Origin of the sequence: Streptomyces sp. NPDC127084, assembly GCF_042724175.1 — a bacterium.
In the GTDB taxonomy this organism is placed as follows: Bacteria; Actinomycetota; Actinomycetes; order Streptomycetales; family Streptomycetaceae; genus Streptomyces.
This window is the reverse complement of record NZ_JBHXFA010000021.1, coordinates 9,668-30,303: the sequence shown is the minus strand read 5'-3', so window position 1 is coordinate 30,303 and position 20,636 is coordinate 9,668. Positions and strand designations below refer to the sequence as shown.

Below are 20,636 nucleotides of genomic sequence, written 5' to 3'. Positions count from 1 at the left end.
CGGCAGAGGCTCGGCAGCATCTCGGCGGAGCCTGAGTGCCGAGCAGCAAGCCATGTTCATGACGACCACGCTGTGTCTCCGTGCGCCTACTCATATGTGCACCCTGCCGCACGCACGTGCGGCAGGTACGCGAGAATGCGAGTGTGACCTCAGCTACCGAGCCCCTGCCGCTCCCCGCCGTCGTCCGGTTGATCGCCACCGATCTCGACGGCACTCTGCTGCACGACGACAAGTCCGTCTCGGACCGGACCATCGCCGCGCTCGCCGCCGCCGAGAACGCCGGGATCGAGGTCTTCTTCGTCACCGGCCGCCCGGCCCGGTGGATGGGCGTCGTCAGCGACCATGTCCATGGGCATGGTCTGGCGATCTGCGCCAACGGCGCCGCGGTCGTGGATCTGCACGCCGGCGGACAGCTGATCCAGGCGCGGCCGCTGGAGCGGTCGACCGCGCTCAAGGTCGTCAGGACCCTGCGTGACGCCGCGCCCGGCACCACCTTCGCGGTCGAGCTGAGCACCGGCATCCACTACGAGCCGGACTACCCGCCCTTCTATCTGGACCCGGGCGCCACCACCGCCACCGCGGAGAAACTGCTCGGCGACGACGGCCCGGACCCCGCCGCCCCGGTGCTCAAACTGCTGGCCCAGCATCCCGAGCTGACCCCGGACGGCTTCCTCGCCCTGGCGAGGACCGCCGCGGGTGACATCGCCTCCCTCACCCGCTCCAGCCCCACCGCCCTGCTGGAGATCAGCGGGAAGGGCGTCTCCAAGGCATCCACGCTCGCGCTCTGCTGCGCCGAGCGCGGGATCTCGTCGGACCAGGTCGTCGCCTTCGGGGACATGCCCAATGACGTGGAGATGCTGACCTGGGCGGGCCGGTCGTACGCGATGGGCAACGCTCACCCGGAGGTCGTCGCCGCCGCGTCCGGGCGCACCGTCGCCAACAACGAGGACGGCGTCGCCGTCGTCATCGAGGAGATCCTCGCCTCGCTCAAGGCCTGAGGCGCGGGGGCCGCGCCCCTCAGACGAAGACCCCGCGATCCGCCAGCCACCCCACCGGGTCCACCCCCGACCCCAGATACGGGGTGACCCGCGCCTCGAAGTGCAGATGCGGCCCGGTCGAGTTCCCTGTGGTCCCCGCCTGGGCGATCCACTGCCCGGCGCTCACCCACTCCCCCTGGTCCACGGTGACCGCGGCGAGATGCGCGTACTGCGTGTACCAGCCGTCCTCGTGCTGGATGACGATCTCGATGCCGAAGCCGCCACCGCACGACACCGACACCACCCGGCCGTCGCCGACGGCCCGCACCGGAGTGCCGATGCCGACGGCGAAGTCCTGGCCGGTGTGGCGCTTCGCCCAGCGTTCACCCGCACTGTCGAAGCCGGCCGAAAGCGAGTAGTTCCGCACCGGCGCCACCCACTGGGAGCCGTCCGGCTGCTCCGACTGGTCCAGCCGTACCGCTCCCGCGCACTGGCCGGCGGCGGCGCTGCGGTTCGCCTTGTCCTGGAGCAGCCACTGAGCCGCCTGGAGTTTGGTCTCGATCTTCTTCTTGATCTCGGCCAGCCGGGCGGCCTGCGCATCCAGTACCGCCAGCGCCTCCTGCGCCCTCTGCTCGGCCTCGGCGCTGCGGCGCTCGGCCTGCCTCGCGTCGTCCAGCAGCCGGTTCACGGTCAGCTCCATGCGCCAGGCCAGCTGCCAGCCGCGGATCATCTCCTCGGGATCGTCGGCCAGCAGCAGCTTCGCCGTGACCGCGAGGGACCCGCCGCTGCGGTACTGGGCGCGGGCAACACCGCCGATCCTGTCGTGCAGCCGCCCGAGTTCACCGCGCGCCTGCCACAGCCGCTCCTCAAGCTCCTCGGTGTGGGCCCGTTCGGCATCGGCTTCGCGTCTGCCCTGCTCGTACGACGCGGCCGCCTCTGACGCCTCTTCATACAGCCTTGCCACCTGGGCGCTGACGGTGGGCCCGTCGCTGGCGGCGGCCGGCAGCGCGGGCAGGAGGAGCACCAGGCAGGCCAGCACCACCAGGCCCTGCACCAGGCCGTGTTCCAGCAGCCGGCAGCGGTCTCCGTGGTGATGACCCATTCACGGATCGTCACACCACATTTGTCTGCTGTGTGGCATTTAGTTGGTGTCGTAGCGCCAATCGGCCCAATCAGCGGTGCGGCAGGGCAAGCAGCTCAGCAGCGTGTTCCCGCTCCAGCATGCGCCGCAGCGGGCCTTCCACAGCGGCCAGTTCGGCGTACGGACCGCGCTGTACGGTCCGGCCGCCGTCCAGCACCAGGACCTCGTCCACGGCATCGAGACCATGCAACCGGTGGGTGATCAGCACAGTGGTGCGTCCCTGTGTCGCCGCCAGCAGATCCGCCGTGAGGGCGTCCGCCGTGGCGAGGTCCAGATGCTCGGCCGGCTCGTCGAGCAGCAGTACGGGGAAGTCGGCGAGCAGCGCACGGGCGAGGGCCAGGCGCTGGCGCTGACCACCCGAGAGCCGGGCACCGTGCTCGCCCACCAGGGTGTCCAGGCCGTCCGGCAGGCTCTCGACCCACTCCGACAGCCGTGCTCCGGCGAGTGCGGTGCGCAGTTCGGTCTCGGACGCGTCGGTACGGGCGAGCCGGAGGTTCTCCCGGATGGAGCTGTCGAAGATATGGGCGTCCTGTGCGCAGAGCCCGACGAGACGACGGATCGTGTCGCCGTCCAGCGCGGTCGCATCCCTGCCGGCGAGGGTGTACGTCCCCTCCCTCACTTCGAGGAAGCGCAGCAGCACTTGGGCGAGGGTGGTCTTGCCCGATCCGGACGCGCCGACGACGGCGATCCGCTTGCCCTCGGTGAGGCTCAGCTCGAATCCGTTGAGAGCGTCACGCTCCTGTCCCGGGTACCGCGCCGAGAGCCCGCGCAGCCGGAGCGGAAAGGCCGAGCCGGGCGCAGGTGCCGGATCCACCGGCTCCTGGACGGGCACCGGGGCGTCGAGCACCTCGAAGACCCGCTCCGCACTGCGCACCACCCGCTGCCGGTAGCGGACGGCGAGCGGCAGTCCGCTGACCGCTTCGAAGGCGGCAAGCGGGGTCAGTACGACCACGGCCAGCTCCACGCCCTCGATTCGGCCCGCGATTACGGCCGACACACCCACGTACGCCGCAAGCACGACGGTCAGCCCGCAGGTCAGGGCGGACAGCGCGCCCCCGAGCGCGGACGCCGACGCGGTGCGCGCCTCCATCCGGGCGAGCCGCGCATCGGCCTCGCGCACCGCGCCCACCCTGCTGCCGAGCGCTCCGGCCACGGTCAGCTCGGCTGTGCCCCGGAGCAGTTCCACGATCCGGGTGGCGAGCACACCGCGCGCCGGAGCCACAGCGCGTTCGGCCCGCCGCGCCCACGCCGCGCCGGCCATCGGCACGGCGATTCCGGCGACCAGCAGCCCCACGGCCAGTACGGCGCCGGCCTCGGGCAGCAGCCAGGCCGTGAATCCGGCGGACAGGGCACCGACGATGACGGCCGCTCCCACGGGCAGCAGCCAGCGCAGCCAGTAGTCCTGGAGCGCGTCCACATCGGCCACGAGCCGGGACAGCACATCGCCGCGCCGGGTGTCGCGCAGTCCTGCGGGGGTGATGCGCTCCAGCCGCCGGTAGACGCCGACCCGCAGCTCGGCGAGCATCGACAGCACGGCGTCATGGGAGACCAGCCGCTCGGCGTAGCGGAACACGGCACGGCCGATCCCGAAGGCACGCGTGGCCGTCACCGCCACCATCAGATAGAGCACGGGCGGCTGTTCGGAGGCCCGGGAGATCAGCCAGCCGGACACCGCCATCAGGCCCACCGCGGACCCTAGCGCCAGACTTCCCAGCAGCAGCGCCAGTACGAGCCGCCTGCGCGACACGCCGGCCATCGCACGCACCCGGCGCAGCACCCCGCCTGGAGAGCCCACCGCGGACAGCGCGTCCACGGATGACACCGGCGCGGCAGCAACCGGCGCGGCTCCGGCCGGCGCGGCAGCAACCGGCGCGGCTCCGGCCTGGCCGGTTTCCAGACCCACCTCCGGGCCGTACGCCCCACGCACCGCCCGCGCGCCGCTGCCGGCAGCGGCGCCCGTACCGCCTCCCCCCACCACCGCACCCGGGCGCAGCTCCACCACCCGGTCCGCCACGGCCAGCAGGGCGGGCCGGTGCACGACCAGCAGCACTGTGCGTCCCTCGGCCAACCGCCTTACCGCGGCCACGACGCCCGCCTCGGTCTCGCCGTCCAGCGCGGCGGTCGGCTCGTCCAACAGCAGCAGTGGCCGGTCGGCCAGAAACGCGCGGGCGAGCGCGAGCCGCTGCCGCTGCCCCGCGGACAGGCCCGAGCCGTCCTCCCCCAGCACGGTCTCCACTCCGTCCGGCAGCCCGGCCACGAAGTCCTGGGCCCCGGCGTCCCGCAGCGCCGCCGCGAGTTGCCCGTCGCTGGCGTCCGGGCGGGCAAGCCGTATGTTCTCGGCGATCGTTCCGGCGAAGAGATACGGCCGTTGCGGCACCCAGGCGATGCGTTCACGCCATGCGTCGAGGTCTACGCCGGACAGGTCCACCGCCGCGGAATCGGCCGCCCCGATCCGTACCGCGCCCTCGTCCGGGCGGACGAAGCCCAGCACCGCGTCCAGCAGGGTCGACTTGCCCACCCCGCTCGGCCCGACCAACGCGACGGTCTCACCGTCCCGTACGGTCAGCGAGGCACCCTCCAGCGCGGGCGCCGGGCGCCCCTTGTGCCGTACGGTCACCGAGTCCAGCTCCAGCCGGATCCCGCCAGGACCCGGCACCACGCCCGTACCCGCCGCGGGCACCGGGGTCTCCAGTACCTCGAAGATCTCCTCAGCGGCCGACAGCCCCTCTGCCACCGCGTGGTACTGCGCCCCGACCTGCCGGATCGGCAGATAGGCCTCAGGGGCGAGGATCAGCACCACCAGACCGGTGTACAGGTCGAGTTCGCCGTGCACGAGGCGCATACCGATACCCACGGCCACCAGCGCCACCGACAGCGTCGACAGCAACTCCAGCGCGAACGACGACAGAAACGCGATGCGCAGCGTCCGCAGCGTCGCCCGCCGGTACTCGCCGGTGATCGTGCGGATCGAATCGGCCTGCGCCTTCGCCCGCCCGAACACCTTCAGCGTCGGGAGCCCCGCGACCACGTCCAGGAAGTGCCCGGACAACCGGGACAGCAGCGCCCACTGACGCTTCATCCGTGCTTCGGTGGCCCAGCCGATCAACACCATGAAGACCGGGATCAGCGGCAACGTCCCTACGATGATCGCCGCCGACACCCAGTCGTCGGTGACGATCCGGGCCAGCACCGCCACAGGCACGACCACCGCGAGCCCCAGTTGAGGCAGGTAACGCGCGAAGTAGTCATCGAGCGCGTCGACACCACGCGTCGCCAGAGCCACCAGCGAGCCCGTGCGCTGCCGGCTCAGCCACCCCGGGCCCAGCCGTGCCGCCCGCTCCAGCAGCCGCATCCGCAGTTCGCTCTTGACCGCGGCGCTCGCCCGGTGGGCCGCGAGCTCCGTCAACCAGCTCACCAGCGCCCGCCCGATGGCGACGGCGGCCAGCAGGGACAACGGCAGCCCCAGCGCGGCGGCATCCAGCCCCTGCTGGAACGCCCCCACGACCACCTCGGCGATCAGCATCGCCTGGGCGACGACCAGCGCCGCTCCGATCGCGCCCAGCACCACCACCGCCACCATGAAACGGCGGGTGGAACGTGCGTACCGGAGCAGGCGCGGGTCGATGGGTTTCACGTGAAACATCCCTCGCTTGAGGTCGGTACGGTCTCGGCGGGGTCACCGCTGGCCGGTGCCGACCGGTACGGTCTCGGCCCGGTCGGCGGATTCAGTGCGGGTCGGCGATGTGCTGTGTACCGATCCGCTTGCGGAACACCCAGTAGGTCCAGCCCTGGTAGATCATCACCAGCGGGGTGGCGATCACCGCGCACCACGTCATGATCTTCAGCGTGTAGGGGCTGGACGATGCGTTGGTCACCGTCAGACTCCATGCCTCGTTGAGCGAGGACGGCATCACGTTCGGGAAGAGCGTCAGGAACAGCATCGCCACCGTGGCCGCGATGGTGACTCCGGACAGTCCGAACGACCAGCCCTCACGGCCCGTCCGGATCGCCCCGACCGCCCCGAGCAGCGCGACCACCGCCACGAGCAGCGCGGCCAGGCTGGCGCCGTCGCCCTTGTCCGCCTGGGTCCAGCTCAGGAAGCCGACCGCGAGCACCGCTGTGGCCAGTCCGAGCTTCAGCGCGAGACCTCGTGCCCTTCCCCGGATGTCCCCCACGGTCTTGAGCGCAGCGAACACCGCTCCGTGGAAGGTGAACAGGGAGAGCGTGACCAGACCGCCGAGCAGCGCGTACGGGTTGAGCAGATCGCCGAGGGTGCCGACGTACTCCATCTCCGCGTCGATCTTGACCCCGCGCACGATGTTGCCGAAGGCCACGCCCCACAGCACGGCGGGAACCAGGGAGGTCCAGAAGATGGCGTGCTCCCAGTTGCGCTGCCAGCGCTCCTCCGCCCGCTTCACCCGGTACTCGAAGGCGACACCGCGCACGATCAGTGACACCAGGATGACCAGCAGCGGCAGATAGAAGCCCGAGAAGAGGGTGGCGTACCAGTCGGGGAAGGCGGCGAAGGTGGCACCGCCGGCCGCCAGCAGCCACACCTCGTTTCCGTCCCAGACGGGACCGATCGTGTTGATGAGGACGCGCTTCTCGGCCCGGCCGCGGGCAAGCAGCTTCGTCAGGATGCCGACCCCGAAGTCAAAGCCCTCAAGGAAGAAGTAGCCCGTCCACAGGACGGCGATGACGACGAACCAGACGTCGTGGAGTTCCATGTGTCAGCTCCCAGTCCCAGACTCAGTCGCGGGTTCAGTACGAGAAGGCCATCGGCCGGTCGGGGTCGCGGTCATGGCCGCCGATCCTGGTGGGCGGGTTGAGGTCCGACTCGGTGAGTTCGGGGGGCCCGGCCTTGACGTACTTCACCAGCAGCCGGACCTCGATCACCGCGAGGACCGCGTACAGCGCGGTGAAGACGATCATCGAGGTGAGCACCTCGGCCTGGGAGACACCGGGGGAGACCGCGTCGCGGGTGCGCAGCACGCCGTAGACCACCCAGGGCTGGCGGCCCATCTCGGTGAAGATCCAGCCCCACGAGTTGGCGATCAGCGGGAAACCGAGGGTCCAGACCGCCGCGAGCCAGTAGAGCCGGCTGAGCTTCGCACCGAGCGGCTTCCTGAAGAGCACCAGATGCGGCACCTCGTCCTCGCCCACCCGTAGCGCTGCCGGCAGCAGGAACCTCTTTCGGGTCAGCCAGAGCCCGATGAGGCCCAGGGTGAGCGAGGTCATGCCGAAGCCGATCATCCAGCGGAAGCCCCAGTAGGTGACGGGGATGTTGGGCCGGTAGTCGCCGGGCCCGTACTTCTCCTGCTCCGCCTTGTTGGTGTCGTTGATCCCCGGCACGTAGGAGGTGAAGTCGTCGTTGGCGAGGAAGGACAGCAGGCCGGGTATCTCGATGGCGACCTTGTTGTGGCCCTCGTCCACATCGCCGTACGCGAAGAGGGAGAACGGCGCCGGCTGCTCCCCGTCCCAGAGTGCCTCGGCCGCGGCCATCTTCATCGGCTGCTGCTTGAACATCACTTTGCCGAGGAGGTCACCACTGAGCGCGGTGAGCAGGCCCGCGATGACGACGGTGACCAGTCCCAGCCGCAGCGAGGTCTTCATCACCGGAATGTGCTTCTTGCGCCTGAGGTGGAAGGCGGCGATGCCGACCATGAACGCGCCACCGGTCAGGAAGGCAGCGGTCAGGGTGTGGAAGGCCTGGGTGAGCGCGGTGTTCTGGGTGAGGACCAGCCAGAAGTCGGTGAGCTCCGCCCGCCCGTTCGCCTTGTTGATCCGGTAGCCGACGGGGTGCTGCATCCAGGAGTTGGCGGCCAGGATGAAGTACGCCGAGAGGATGGTGCCGATCGACACCATCCATATGCAGGCGAGATGGATCTTCTTGGGCAGCTTGTCCCAGCCGAAGATCCAGAGTCCGATGAAGGTCGACTCGAAGAAGAAGGCGATCAGGGCTTCGAAGGCGAGCGGGGCGCCGAACACATCACCGACGAAGCGGGAGTAGTCGGACCAGTTCATACCGAACTGGAACTCCTGCACGATACCGGTGACCACACCCATCGCGATGTTGATCAGGAAGAGCTTGCCCCAGAACTTGGTCGCCTTGAGGTACTTCTCCTTCTGCGTCCGCACCCAGGCGGTCTGGAGGCCTGCCGTCAGGGCGGCCAGCGAGATCGTCAGCGGTACGAAGAGGAAGTGATAGACGGTGGTGATGCCGAACTGCCAGCGCGCCAGGGTCTCCGGCGCCAAGGCCAGGACTGGGTCCACGTCGTCCTCCTTGCGGGCGAGCTTGTGAACGCGTTCACATTCACAAGCATTATGCCCCACCTCAAAACCGCACTGGTGGGCGGGCCCCCCTCCCTGTGAGTGATCAGCAACCCGGCTCGGCCCGGGGGCCGCGAGGCCCCGGGAAGCCCGGCGACCGCGAAAGCCCGCGCTGAATACCGAAAGCCCTGGTGAGCGGCGGCTCACCAGGGCTCGGAAGGCGCCGATCGCGGCAACCCGCATCGGCCACGGCTGGGCTACATCTCCGTACGGAAGGCCTCCGCCGTGTGCAGGAACACATCGTTGGCCTCGCACTCGCCGATGGTGACGCGTACGCCCTCCCCAGGGAACGGCCGCACGATGACCCCGGCCCGCTCGCACGCCGCCGCGAAGTCGACCGTACGCTCGCCGAGCCGCAGCCAGACGAAGTTCGCCTGGGTCGGCGGCACGGTCCAGCCCTGCTTCACCAGCCCTTCGTACACACGGTTGCGCTCGCCCACCAACGAACCGACCCGCCCCAGCAGTTCGTCCTCGGCCCGCAGCGACGCGACCGCCGCGTCCTGCGCGAGCTGGCTCACCCCGAAGGGCACCGCCGTCTTGCGCAGGGCAGCCGCCACCGGCTCGTGCGCGACGGCGAATCCGACCCGCAGCCCGGCCAGTCCGTACGCCTTGGAGAAGGTACGCAGGACGGCGACGTTGGGGCGGCTCCGGTAGAGCTCGAGCCCGTCGGGCACATCCGTGTCCCTGATGAACTCGCGGTACGCCTCGTCCAGCACCACCAGCACATCGGACGGCACCCGGTCCAGGAACCGCTCCAGCTCCTCGCGGTGCACCACCGTGCCGGTGGGGTTGTTCGGGTTGCAGACGAAGATCAGCCGCGTGCGGTCGGTCACCGCGTCCGCCATCGCGTCCAGATCGTGCACATCACCCGCGGTGAGCGGAACCTGCACCGGTGTGGCACCGCTGATCCGGGTGATGATCGGATAGGCCTCGAAGGACCGCCACGCGTACATGACCTCGTCACCCGGGCCCGCGGTGGCCTGGATCAGCTGCTGGGCGACGCCGACCGAGCCGGTGCCGGTCGCCAGATGCGACAGCGGCACGCCGAAGCGATCCGAGAGCTCGTTCATCAGCCCGGTGCAGGCCATGTCCGGGTAGCGGTTGAAGGCCGACGCCGCGGCGACCGCCGACTCCATCACCCCGGGCAGGGGCGGATACGGGTTCTCGTTGGAGGACAGCTTGAAGGCGGTGGGCCCGTCGGCGCCGGCGGCGGCGGGCTTTCCCGGCTTGTAGGTGGGGATGCCGTCCAGCTCGGCGCGCAGCTTGGGGCTTGTCTCGCTCACCGCAGGTCCTCCTCGACCGTCGTACACGCGTTTCAGGCATTGAGGCACTCACGCACTCACTCGCCAATACTGCTCACCATATGAGGATTCCCAGCCGCTGTGCACGGGGGTGGGGGAGCGCCTTTCCGACACCGCGCGCCGGTGGCTCACTCCGTGGCGCGCATCACCCGTAGTAGTGAGTTGAGACCTCTTCGAGACATAGCCCCATCGACAGGCACCTCCCCCACCCAACCCATAAGACCATCCCGAAGGCACTCAACAGCCTTTGTTTCAAAGGCCTTTATGCCCATACCTCCATGCAGAATCGTGTCTGTCAACGGCTGCATATGCGACCGGACCAACCGCTCGCCATCGCCCTACTATCGGCTCGCCATGACAGCAGCAGGGAAGCACCAGGTAAGCCGGACAGAGACAGCGCGCCGGGGCCGTCGGCAGGGCAGGGCGGGCATCCGGGATGTGGCCGCCGCGGCCGGTGTCTCCATCACGACGGTCTCCGACGCGCTCAACGGCAAGGGCAGACTCCCGGACGCCACACGCCGCCACGTACGCGAGGTCGCCGACCGGCTGGGCTACCGCCCGTCGGCCGCCGCCCGGACCCTCCGTACCGGCAAGTCGGGCCTCATCGGTCTGACGGTGACCACCTACGGGGATGAACCTTTCACCTTCACCGAGTTCGCCTACTTCGCCGAGATGGCGAGGGCCGCGACCTCCGCGGCGCTCGCCCGCGGCTACGCGCTCGTCATCCTCCCGGCCACCTCCCGCCACGACGTCTGGTCCAACGTCGCACTCGACGGCACCGTCGTGATCGACCCCTCCGACCACGACCCGGTCGTCACCGAACTGGTCCGCCAAGGCCTGCCCGTGGTCTCCGACGGCCGCCCGGCGGGCACCCTGCCCGTGACCGCCTGGGTCGACAACGACCACGAAGCGGCCGTACTCGATCTGCTGGACCACCTCGCGGCGGCCGGTGCGCGCCGGATCGGACTGCTCACCGGCACCAGCACGGACACGTACACCCGTCTGTCCACCACCGCGTACCTCGACTGGTGCGAGCGGGTCGGCCAGGACCCGGTCTACGAGTCCTATCCGGCGCACGACCCCTGCGCTGGCGCCGTCGCCGCCGACCGGCTGCTCGCCCGCCCCGACCGCCCCGACGCCGTGTACGGGCTCTTCGACCCCAACGGCACGGATCTGCTGGCCGCCGCCCGCCGCTACGGTCTGCGCGTACCCGACGATCTGCTGCTGGTGTGCTGCAGCGAGTCGACGGTGTACGCCAACACCGAGCCCCCCATCACCACCCTCTCGCTCAAGCCCCGGCGTATCGGCACCGCCGTCGTGCAACTCCTCATCGACGCCATCGAGGGCGTCGACGGCGGGGGACCGGTCGAGCAGGTGATACCGACGGAGCTGATCGTCCGCACCTCCTCACAGCGCCGCTCACCCAGGACCACCGTCAGCCCGCCGCGTTCGCCCTCCCAGGACTGAGAGCTCCCAAATCAGGGTGAAACGGTCCCTGAATCCGGGGTGTACCCGGATTCAGCACCCCTGGTGCATCACACAACACGGGCCGCATTCCTATGATGGGCGCACGACACCGGGGAGCTCCCCGACCAGGACGGTCCGACGGTGTACGGCGGTGCGACGGTGGTGGAGGGGTCGATGACGCAGGGGGCCGGTCAGGGACCCGTGGTGCGGACGGATACGGTGCGCGACTTCCGGGTGCCCCCGTACGCCCAGGTCCCGGTGCAGTCGCAGGTCCCGCTGCCCGACGGGATGCCCGGCCGGCCGGAGCAGGCGGCGCCCCAACCGACGGTGCCCGCACACTCCGAGCAGCCGCCCGCCGACACCGAGCGGCTGCCCGCGGAAGCCATGAGCGCGCCCGCGGTACCCAGCGATCCCCGTACCGCCCCTGCCCCTGCGCCTGTCCCCCAGCCTCCCGTCCATCCGGGCGATGCCCACCCCGACGACGAGCTGCCGGAGGGCTACACCCCTACCGAGCGCGACCTTCCGGTCATCAGCCGCCGCGGGGACACCGTGCAGGTGGTACTCGCTGAGGCCGAGGCACCGCAGCAGGCGCCCGACGGCCTCGGCCCCCTGTATGTCGTCGGCGATGTGCACGGCTACCTGGACGAGCTCGTCGCCGCGCTCACAGAGCAGGGCCTGATCGACGCCGACGGCCACTGGTCTGCCGGCAGCACCAGGCTGTGGTTCCTCGGCGACTTCACCGACCGCGGTCCCGACGGGATCGGCGTCATCGACCTTGTCATGCGGCTCTCCGCGGAGGCCGCGGCGGCCGGCGGCTACTGCAAGGCCCTGATGGGCAACCACGAACTGCTGCTGATCGGCGCCAAGCGCTTCAGCGACACCCCCGTCAACTCCGGCGCCGGAACCGCGACCTTCCAGGCCGCCTGGCTCCTCAACGGGGGCCAGAAGAGCGACATGGACCGGCTCCAGGACGTCCATCTCCAGTGGATGTCCCGGCTGGACGCGGTGGCCGAGGAAGACGGCCATCTGCTGCTGCACTCCGACACGACCGCCTACCTGGAGTACGGCTCCACCATCGAGGACGTCAACGACACCGTCCACGAGATCCTCACCCGCAACGACGCGGACGAGTGCTGGGACCTGTTCCGCAAGTTCACCAAGCGCTTCTCCTTCCGTGACGACGAGGACGGACCGAACGCGGTGCGCGAGCTGCTCGACGCGTACGGCGGCACGCGCGTCGTGCACGGCCACAGTCCCATCCCCTATCTGCTCGGGCAGGTCGGGACCGAGGACGCCGCCGACGGTGAAGAGAGTTCAGGACCGGTCGTCGACGGCCCGCACGTGTACGCGGACGGACTTGCGATCGCGATGGACGGCGGAGTGACCATGGCCGGGAAACTGCTGGTGGTCGAGCTTCCCCTCGCCGACTGAGTGGCAGCCGCGGCGATACGGCATCAGCGATTTCCGGAAACCCCCTGTCACCCCGTGCCGTGACCGCTCTACCATCGGCTTATCCGTAGCAGGCTCTCCTCCGTTTCCGCCCAACCGCCCACCCAAGCGGGCGATACGGCCCTACGGAGCATCGGGGGATGCAGATGAAAAGCGCTCCGCACCTGCTGTCCGAGGATCGCGCCGCGTACGAGCGAATCCTCGATGATGTGCTGCGCCAGGCACCCGATCGCCCGGATCTGGCCTCGGTCGGTGAACGGCTCAACGCCGAACAACTGCGCACCATGGCCCTCGGCGCCACCGCGTTGATAACCAGCGCGGCCGCCGCCGAGTACGAGCACTTCGTCAAGGTCCGCGAAGAGCTGCGCTCTTCCAGCGCGTCGTCACCCACCCAGGGCAGCGGGTCCGACCCCGCTTCGTCCGACCTGGCGGAAACCGGCTCAGGCGCGGGCCTCGGCGCGGTGCTCACCGTACTGGCCCCCGTACTGGCCGGCACCGCCGCGGTGATCCTGCTCTTCGTGGGCTATGTGCTGAAGGCCCTCAAACCTGAGCCGTCCTTCGCCAGAACCCTGCTGGCAGCAGGCTGGTTCTTCGGGGCGCTCACAGCGGTGAGCCTGCTCGCGGCGGTGATAGGGCTGCTGATCACCGCACTGCGCAACAGCGCGACGGAGGTCCCCGCCGACGGGACAAGCGGCGAGGTCCCGGAGGAGGTGGCGGAAGTCGCCCGGGCCCGCGAAGCCTGGCGCCACGCCCTGCTGGAACGGGGGATCATCCCGTTCCTCCGCTCCGCCCTGGCCGACCCCAGCGCGGGCTCTGCCTCGTCCACCACACCCCGCCCGCTGAACCGCATCCCGAAGGTCGGCTACAGCGGCCCCGACTTCACCAGCCCCAGCGAGGGTTCATCAGGCTCATCCCGCCCGGCGTTCACCAGCCCGGACTTCACCAGCCCGGACTTCGGGCCCCCGGAACACCAGCCCGACTAGGCCGTGTCTGACGAATAGCGCCGTCCGCCCGGAGGGCGGGGCCCGCGGCGTCTGGTGCATGGGGCCTCCCCGGCCCGCAGGAGCCCGAGGGGGTGGGGCCTCCCCAGGCCCGCAAGGGCCGAGGGGACGCGATCGCAAGGCGGTGGGGTCCCCCCGCCGCAGGCAGGGGGACGTCATCCTCGTACCGGGCATCCTTGGATGACGCCGCTGACGTCGACAACGCAGCGTGGAGGCACCTCCTGGGGCCCCCGCAACAGCAGGGGGAGAAGCCAGGGGGAGTGCGTACCAGGCGTCGCGAGCCAGGCGGAGTTCCCAAGCACGGCCTTGCGCTGCGGCCGCGGGCCGCCCAGCGCTCTTGACCTCGGATGACCGGCGACTCCCCCCGGTAGTCGCCGGTCGGTCCCGTGGTGCCGCGGCTCAGTCCGCCAGCGGCAGGTAGACCCGGTTCCCGCTCGCCGCGAACTCCTTGGACTTCTCCAGCATCCCGGCCTCGATCTCCTCCGAGGTGGCGTCCGCATCGCCGCCGAACTGCTCTGTGATGCTTCTGCTGATCTTCATCGAGCAGAACTTCGGCCCGCACATCGAGCAGAAGTGCGCGGTCTTCGCCGGTTCCGCGGGAAGTGTCTCGTCGTGGAACTCCCGGGCCGTGTCCGGGTCCAGGGCCAGGTTGAACTGGTCCTCCCAGCGGAACTCGAAGCGGGCGTCCGAGAGTGCGTCGTCCCATTCCTGGGCGCCCGGGTGGCCCTTGGCGAGGTCGGCGGCGTGGGCGGCGATCTTGTAGGTGATGACGCCGGTCTTGACGTCGTCCCGGTTCGGCAGGCCCAGGTGCTCCTTGGGGGTGACGTAGCAGAGCATCGCCGTGCCCCACCAGGCGATCATCGCGGCGCCGATGCCGGAGGTGATGTGGTCGTAGGCGGGTGCCACATCCGTCGTCAGGGGGCCGAGGGTGTAGAACGGCGCCTCCTCGCAGATCTCCTGCTGGAGGTCGATGTTCTCCTTGATCTTGTGCATCGGGACGTGTCCCGGGCCCTCGATCATGGTCTGCACGTTGTGCCGCTTGGCGATCCGGTTGAGCTCGCCCAGCGTCCTCAGCTCGGCGAACTGCGCCTCGTCGTTGGCGTCTGCGATCGAGCCGGGCCGCAGGCCGTCGCCGAGCGAGTACGTCACGTCGTACGCGGCGAGGATCTCGCAGAGCTCCTCGAAGTTCTCGTACAGGAACGACTCCTTGTGGTGCGCGAGGCACCAGGCCGCCATGATCGAGCCGCCGCGCGAGACGATTCCGGTCTTGCGGCGCGCGGTCAGCGGCACGTACCGCAGCAGCACTCCGGCATGGACCGTCATGTAGTCGACGCCCTGCTCGGCCTGCTCGATGACGGTGTCCTTGTAGATCTCCCAGGTCAGCTCCTCGGCCCTGCCGTCGACCTTCTCCAGGGCCTGATAGAGCGGCACGGTGCCGATCGGCACGGGGGAGTTGCGCAGCACCCACTCGCGGGTGGTGTGGATGTTGCGGCCGGTGGAGAGGTCCATGACCGTGTCCGCGCCCCAGCGGGTCGCCCAGGTCATCTTCTCCACCTCCTCCTCGATGGATGAGGTCACGGCGGAGTTGCCGATGTTGGCGTTGACCTTCACCAGGAACCGCTTGCCGATGATCATCGGCTCGATCTCGGGGTGGTTGACGTTCGCCGGGAGGACGGCGCGCCCGGCGGCGATCTCCTCGCGTACGACCTCGGGGGAGACGTTCTCCCGGATGGCCACGTACTCCATCTCCGGGGTGATCTCGCCGCGGCGGGCGTACGCGAGCTGGGTCACCGCCTGTCCGCCACGACCACGGCGGGGCTGGCGCGGGCGGCCGGGGAAGACCGCGTCGAGGTTGCGCAGTCCGCCACGCGGCGAGGTGTGCTTGATCCCGTCGTCCTCCGGGCGCACGGGGCGGCCGGCGTACTCCTCGGTGTCCCCGCGGGCGATGATCCAGTTCTCGCGCAGCGGCGGCAGCCCGCGGCGGACGTCGGTCTCGGTGCGGGGGTCGGTATACGGTCCGGACGTGTCGTACAGGGTCACGTCCTTGCCATTGGTGAGGTGAACCTGACGGACCGGCACGCGGATGTCGGGGCGGGAGCCCTCGATGTATCCCTTGTGCCAGCCGATGGACCTCCCGCCCTCGTTCTCGCCCTCGTTCGGGCCGGAGGCGGGCATGCGTGTGTCCTGAACGGTCATCGTGACCTACTCCCTACGCCGGCATTACCCGGTAACAGGTTCGGCGGTCGGCGCAGCTGATCTCAGCGCCCTCTCAGCCCGGTGCTCCGAGCTCCCGCGTGTGCAAAGGTGTCACCACGCTAGCGCCCCGTCTGGCGTGCTGAACAGTGGGCCCCCTCCGGGGTTGGGATGATCGGGCGGTGACTTCCTCGCCGCAGTCCCACGGACCCGACCACGAACCGGATGGCGCCCACGGCCCCGCGCACGCTCCTGAGCCCGGTCACGCGCACAGCCACGGGCACGGCCCGCCCGCGCCCGTATCCCGTCATCTGCGGCGGATCATCGCCGCGGTGGTGATCCCCTTCGCCGCCGCCGTCGCGGTGGGTCTGGTGGTGCTGTGGCCCGGTGGCGCGCCGGACCATGAACGCACCGGTGTCGGCTTCGACCGGCAGACCGAGCAGGGACGGGTGGTACGGGTCGAACGGGTCGACTGCGCCGACGTTAACGCCGGACAGGTGCCGCCGACCGGGGAGACCACCACGCCCGAGGGACCTGCGGAGGACCCGCAGCAGGGTGTGTGCGGAAAGGCCACCGTCGAGGTCACCACAGGCAAGGACAAGGGGCGTACGTTCATCGAGATCGTGCAGCCCGACTCCTCGCGGCAACTGCGTGCGGGCCAGGGAGTGGTGGTGGCGTACGCCCCCGACGCACCGCGCGAGCTCCAGTACTCGGTCACCGATGTGGACCGGGAACTGCCGATGGCGCTGCTCGCCGGGCTCTTCGCGCTCGCCGTGGTCCTGGTGGGGCGGATGCGCGGGGTGATGGCGCTGATCGCACTGGCCGTGAGCTTCGCGGTGCTCACCCTTTTCATCCTCCCCGCGATCCTGCAGGGCTCGAATCCTCTTGCGGTGGCGGTGGTCGGGGCGAGCGCGATCATGCTGATCGCGCTCTACATGTGCCATGGGATCTCCGCCCGTACCTCGGTCGCGGTGCTGGGCACCCTGATCTCGCTGCTGCTGATCGGGCTGCTGGGCTCGCTGTTCATCGGCTGGGCGGTGCTGGGCGGGAACACTGACGACAACACCGGTCTGATCCACGGTCTCTACCCGGAGATCGACATGTCCGGTCTGCTGCTCGCGGGCGTGCTCATCGGCTCGCTGGGTGTACTGGACGATGTGACGGTGACCCAGACCTCGGCGGTGTGGGAGTTGCACCAGGCTGATCCCACCATGGGTCCGCGCAGGCTGTACCAGTCCGCCATCAGGATCGGCCGGGACCATATCGCCTCGGTGGTCAACACTCTGGTACTCGCTTACGCGGGCGCGTCGTTGCCCTTGCTGCTGCTGTTCTCCATCGCGCAGTCCAGCGTGGGCACGGTCGCCACCAGCGAGCTGGTGGCCGAGGAGATCGTGCGGACGCTGGTGGGATCGATCGGCCTCGTCGCGTCGGTCCCGCTGACCACCGCGCTGGCCGCCCTGGTGGTCTCCGCGGACCGACCGGGCACCACCGCCGGTACGGCAGCACGGGCACGCGGCGGCAAGGGCCGTCGGCGCCGTACATGACCACGGGCACGTAGGGCGGAGCGCACCCGCCGCTCCCTCGTCGGGCTCCGACCCGCGAGTCCCCATGGGATCCTCAACCGGCGTTCTCCTCAGCGAGGATGCGCCCGAGCGTCTCCTCCAGATGCTCCTCGAAGTCGCCGAGTGTGCGCTCCTGACCGAGCGGTACGAGCTTGTCCGTACGGTCGAGGAACGCGGCCAGGGGAGCGGCGCCCACCCGGAACAGCGCCCGCTCACCCCCGACCTGGAGCCGGATGGCGACCTCGGAGCCCGCCTCGGAGTCGGTCGGCGCGATGCGCACATCGCCGTCACCGCTGGGCGCGCCGATGCCTTCCAGGAGCAGCTCACGAGCGAAGGCCCAGGTCACGGGGGCATCGCCGGGCAAATGGAAGGTCATCCGAACCGCATACGGATCCTCTGTGTCATATCGGAGTTCCACCGGGATCCGGAAGGACAGCTCCTCGGAGACCAAGAAGCTCATCAGGACCTCGGCCCGAACGGACTCGCGCATCAGTACCCCGCAGTAGATGAAAACGGCCAAGGAATGCTTTGCCTTGGCCCTCTTGCCCGACATGGTGCTGCACATGCCCGGAGATCACAAGGAGTGATTTTTCAGATACTGACAGAGAGCGCCCGCTGGGTGGGATGCCCCGCGCATATTCCGTTTGTGCCCGCTGAGGCTTGGCCGCGGGGAAGGCCAAGGAAGGCGTGGTGACGGGCCGCGTGCCCGTCCGCCAGGACCCTCCCCCTGCCGCATGGGCTCATGCCCACCTTCCCCCGAGCGGGCTAACACGCGTACGTACTACCACTCGCTGTGCGAGGAGTTGGCAGACGATCCCTTGAACTTCCGTACGAGGTAAACGAGCCCACCGACCAGCGCCGCGAACAGCAGCACCTTGAAGAGCAGGCCTATGACGAAACCGATCACCGTCGCGATGAGCCCACCGAATACCACGATGGCGATCAGCGGGATCGCGACCCACTTCACCCACCACGGCATCCCCGAAAGCACTTCCTGTACCGCCATCGCCCCTACCTCGCCTCTGTGAGAGTTGTTCCGGCTTGATTCGATGCTAGGGCGGGACAGGGGTCTTGCGGGGGCCCGGCAGCCCTTGGAGTCCCCTGATCCGCCCCCTAGGGAAAGCCGGGGTGGCGGGTCAGCTCTCAGGCGGAGAGAAGACCACCAGGACCCGCAGATCCTCGGTGATGTGGTGGAACTTGTGGGCCACTCCCGCCGGTACGTAGACCACACTCCCCCGACCGACCTGTGTGGTCTCCATCCCGACCGTGATCAAAGCTCGGCCGCTCACCACGAAGTAGATCTCGTCCTGGCCATGCGGGCGCTGGGGGTCGAGTTCCCCGGCGTCCAGCGCGTAGAGCCCCGCCGACATGTTCCGCTCGCGCAGAAACTGCAAATACGCCCCGTCATTGGCGGCACGCTCCGCCTCCAGCTCATCCAGTCGGAATGCCTTCATCGCCGTTACTACCTGCCTGCCCCTGCACTTGGTCCCATCACGTCTGCCACGATCAGACACATGATGAATTTCCTCGTCAAGACGATCGCCAACGCCGGCGCCCTGGCCGTGGCGATCTGGCTTATCCAGGACATAACCCTCACCGGTGACACCACCGGGCAGAAGACCCTGACTCTGGTCCTCGTCGCGCTGCTCTTCGGCCTGGTGAACTTCTTCGTCAAGCCGATCGCGAAGCTGCTGACGCTCCCGCTCTTCGTCATCACGCTGGGGCTCTTCACCTTGGTGATCAACGCCCTGATGCTGCTGCTGACCTCCTGGCTGGCCGACAAGCTGGACCTTGGATTCCATGTCGAAGGCTTCTGGACGGCCGTGCTGGGCGGTCTTGTCATCTCGATCGTGTCGTGGGCGCTGAACATCGTGCTGCCCGAGAAGGACTGAACCACCATGAACGGCGTCAACGGGACCGAGAACACGGGCGAGGGCACCAGAGCCGTACGGGCAGGCCTCCCCGAGGCCAGGAAGCACGAGCCGACGCTTCCCGGTCCCGTGTTCGCCGCCCACTACCACCTGCCAGGCGAGCCGACCGGTCCCTACGCCTACGGCCGGGACGACAATCCGACCTGGACCCTGCTGGAACGGGCCATCGGTGAGCTCGAAGCACCGTCCGGCGATGCCGGGGCCGCCGAGGCCCCCGAGACCGTGGTCTTCGCCTCCGGCATGGCGGCGATCTCCGCGGTGCTGCTGTCCCACGCACAGGCGGGCGACACGGTCGTACTCCCGGACGACGGCTACCAGGCGCTGCCGCTCGTGCGTGAGCAGCTCGAGGCCTACGGGGTCGAGGTCCGCACCGCGCCGACGGGCGGCGACGCCCAGCTCTCCGTACTCGACGGCGCGAAGCTGCTGTGGATCGAGACACCGTCCAACCCCGGGCTCGATGTGTGCGACGTACGGCGGCTCGTGGCCGCGGCCCACGCCGCAGGGACCCTGGTAGCGGTCGACAACACGCTGGCGACCCCGCTCGGCCAGCGGCCGCTGGCGCTCGGCGCCGACTTCGCCGTGGCCAGCGGCACCAAGGGCCTCACCGGTCACGGGGACCTGCTGCTCGGCTATGTCGTCTGCCGCGACGCGGAGTCGGCGGCCCGCGTGCGCCGCTGGCGCAAGATCGTCGGTGCGATCCCCGGCCCCATGGAAGCCTGGCTCGCCCACCGCTCCCTGGCCACCCTGCAGCTGCGGACAGACCGCCAGTGCGCGAACGCGCTCGCCGTCGCCCTGGCGCTGGGAAACTGCCCGGAGGTGACCGGGCTGCGGTATCCCGGGCTGCCCGACGACCCCTCGCACGCGATCGCGGCAACCCAGATGCACCGATTCGGCTCCGTACTCTCCTTCACCCTCCCCGACCGCGCGCACGCCGAAAGATTCCTGGCCGGGCTGCGGCTCGTAGACGAAGCCACCAGCTTCGGGGGTGTCCGGTCCAGCGCCGAACGCCGCGGCCGATGGGGCGGCGACGCCGTGCCGGAGGGCTTCGTCCGTTTCTCGGCCGGCGCTGAGGACACCGCCGACCTGGTGGCGGACGTACGACACGCGTTGGCCGCGGCCGTTCGCTGACGGGGAGGCATAGGCAGGCCCTCCGGGGCAGGGCGTGGAGCGCCGCCCGCGTGGACGGGGGGGGGCCGCCCCCCCCCCCCCCGGGGGGGCCGCCCCCCCCCGGGGGCCGCGGGGGTGGGCCGCCCAAAACCACGTTTTAGACAAGGGAGAGTAGAG

General features: G+C 69.7%; 16 protein-coding genes and 1 riboswitch. Of the genes, 7 read left to right on the top strand and 9 right to left on the bottom strand.

Translation table 11 applies throughout. The features are described from left to right. Positions 1-143 precede the first annotated feature (143 nt). On the top strand, positions 144-998 hold the full coding sequence (locus tag ACFWI9_RS07810) for a Cof-type HAD-IIB family hydrolase (protein ID WP_387159702.1): 855 nt from the start codon (positions 144-146) through the stop codon (positions 996-998). Positions 999-1,017: 19 nt separating this feature from the next. Here ACFWI9_RS07810 and ACFWI9_RS07805 read toward each other — a convergent pair whose 3' ends face one another. The 5 genes from ACFWI9_RS07805 to hisC all read right to left on the bottom strand — a co-directional run bounded on the left by ACFWI9_RS07805 (position 1,018) and on the right by hisC (position 9,731). Beyond that, the gene (locus ACFWI9_RS07805) at positions 1,018-2,079 is read right to left on the bottom strand and encodes a peptidoglycan DD-metalloendopeptidase family protein (protein WP_387159701.1); all 1,062 of its coding nucleotides are present in this window, start codon (positions 2,077-2,079) and stop codon (positions 1,018-1,020) included. A gap of 70 nt (positions 2,080-2,149) precedes the next feature. Further along, positions 2,150-5,761 (bottom strand): thiol reductant ABC exporter subunit CydD, encoded by a 3,612-nt coding sequence (gene cydD, locus ACFWI9_RS07800; protein ID WP_387159700.1) that lies wholly within the window; start codon positions 5,759-5,761, stop codon positions 2,150-2,152. 82 nt (positions 5,762-5,843) lie between these two features. Beyond that, on the bottom strand, positions 5,844-6,845 hold the full coding sequence (gene cydB, locus ACFWI9_RS07795; RefSeq protein ID WP_387159699.1) for a cytochrome d ubiquinol oxidase subunit II: 1,002 nt from the start codon (positions 6,843-6,845) through the stop codon (positions 5,844-5,846). Between the two features lie 34 nt (positions 6,846-6,879). After that, positions 6,880-8,391 (bottom strand): cytochrome ubiquinol oxidase subunit I, encoded by a 1,512-nt coding sequence (locus tag ACFWI9_RS07790; protein WP_387159698.1) that lies wholly within the window; start codon positions 8,389-8,391, stop codon positions 6,880-6,882. Positions 8,392-8,645: 254 nt separating this feature from the next. Continuing rightward, the gene (gene hisC / locus ACFWI9_RS07785) at positions 8,646-9,731 is read right to left on the bottom strand and encodes a histidinol-phosphate transaminase (protein WP_387159696.1); all 1,086 of its coding nucleotides are present in this window, start codon (positions 9,729-9,731) and stop codon (positions 8,646-8,648) included. A 372-nt stretch (positions 9,732-10,103) separates the two neighbouring features. On the opposite strand from hisC, the gene ACFWI9_RS07780 reads away from it, so the two are divergent. The 3 genes from ACFWI9_RS07780 to ACFWI9_RS07770 all read left to right on the top strand — a co-directional run bounded on the left by ACFWI9_RS07780 (position 10,104) and on the right by ACFWI9_RS07770 (position 13,648). Beyond that, positions 10,104-11,216 carry a LacI family DNA-binding transcriptional regulator gene (locus ACFWI9_RS07780; protein ID WP_387159695.1) on the top strand — a complete coding sequence of 371 codons (1,113 nt, stop codon included), beginning with the start codon at positions 10,104-10,106 and terminating at the stop codon, positions 11,214-11,216. A 159-nt stretch (positions 11,217-11,375) separates the two neighbouring features. Further along, positions 11,376-12,647: a metallophosphoesterase gene (locus ACFWI9_RS07775; protein ID WP_387159736.1), complete on the top strand. Its 1,272-nt coding sequence runs from the start codon at positions 11,376-11,378 to the stop codon at positions 12,645-12,647. 158 nt (positions 12,648-12,805) lie between these two features. Next, on the top strand, positions 12,806-13,648 hold the full coding sequence (locus tag ACFWI9_RS07770; RefSeq protein ID WP_387159693.1) for a hypothetical protein: 843 nt from the start codon (positions 12,806-12,808) through the stop codon (positions 13,646-13,648). A gap of 417 nt (positions 13,649-14,065) precedes the next feature. On the opposite strand, the gene thiC is transcribed toward ACFWI9_RS07770, so the two are convergent. Further along, a complete protein-coding gene (thiC, locus tag ACFWI9_RS07765; RefSeq protein WP_387159692.1) occupies positions 14,066-15,862 on the bottom strand; it encodes a phosphomethylpyrimidine synthase ThiC in 1,797 nt (598 codons plus the stop codon). After that, positions 15,856-15,970, bottom strand: a riboswitch (TPP riboswitch). (Overlaps the previous gene by 7 nt.) Positions 15,971-16,041: 71 nt before the next feature. Between thiC and ACFWI9_RS07760 the strand changes: the two genes are divergently transcribed. Next, on the top strand, positions 16,042-17,403 hold the full coding sequence (locus tag ACFWI9_RS07760; protein ID WP_387159691.1) for a YibE/F family protein: 1,362 nt from the start codon (positions 16,042-16,044) through the stop codon (positions 17,401-17,403). A gap of 73 nt (positions 17,404-17,476) precedes the next feature. Here the strand turns inward: ACFWI9_RS07760 and ACFWI9_RS07755 are convergent, their stop codons facing one another. The 3 genes from ACFWI9_RS07755 to ACFWI9_RS07745 all read right to left on the bottom strand — a co-directional run bounded on the left by ACFWI9_RS07755 (position 17,477) and on the right by ACFWI9_RS07745 (position 18,875). After that, complete coding sequence (locus tag ACFWI9_RS07755) at positions 17,477-17,911, bottom strand: SsgA family sporulation/cell division regulator (RefSeq protein WP_387159735.1); 435 nt, start codon at positions 17,909-17,911, stop codon at positions 17,477-17,479. Between the two features lie 291 nt (positions 17,912-18,202). Continuing rightward, positions 18,203-18,427 (bottom strand): DUF5326 family protein, encoded by a 225-nt coding sequence (locus ACFWI9_RS07750; protein ID WP_387159689.1) that lies wholly within the window; start codon positions 18,425-18,427, stop codon positions 18,203-18,205. Positions 18,428-18,557: 130 nt separating this feature from the next. After that, entirely contained in the window at positions 18,558-18,875 is a 318-nt protein-coding gene (locus ACFWI9_RS07745; RefSeq protein ID WP_387159687.1) for a cupin domain-containing protein, read from the bottom strand. 60 nt (positions 18,876-18,935) lie between these two features. On the opposite strand from ACFWI9_RS07745, the gene ACFWI9_RS07740 reads away from it, so the two are divergent. Together ACFWI9_RS07740 and ACFWI9_RS07735 are read left to right on the top strand one after the other, a co-directional pair. Beyond that, positions 18,936-19,313: a phage holin family protein gene (locus tag ACFWI9_RS07740; protein WP_387159686.1), complete on the top strand. Its 378-nt coding sequence runs from the start codon at positions 18,936-18,938 to the stop codon at positions 19,311-19,313. Between the two features lie 6 nt (positions 19,314-19,319). Further along, complete coding sequence (locus ACFWI9_RS07735) at positions 19,320-20,480, top strand: cystathionine gamma-lyase (protein ID WP_387159685.1); 1,161 nt, start codon at positions 19,320-19,322, stop codon at positions 20,478-20,480. Positions 20,481-20,636: the final 156 nt, after the last annotated feature.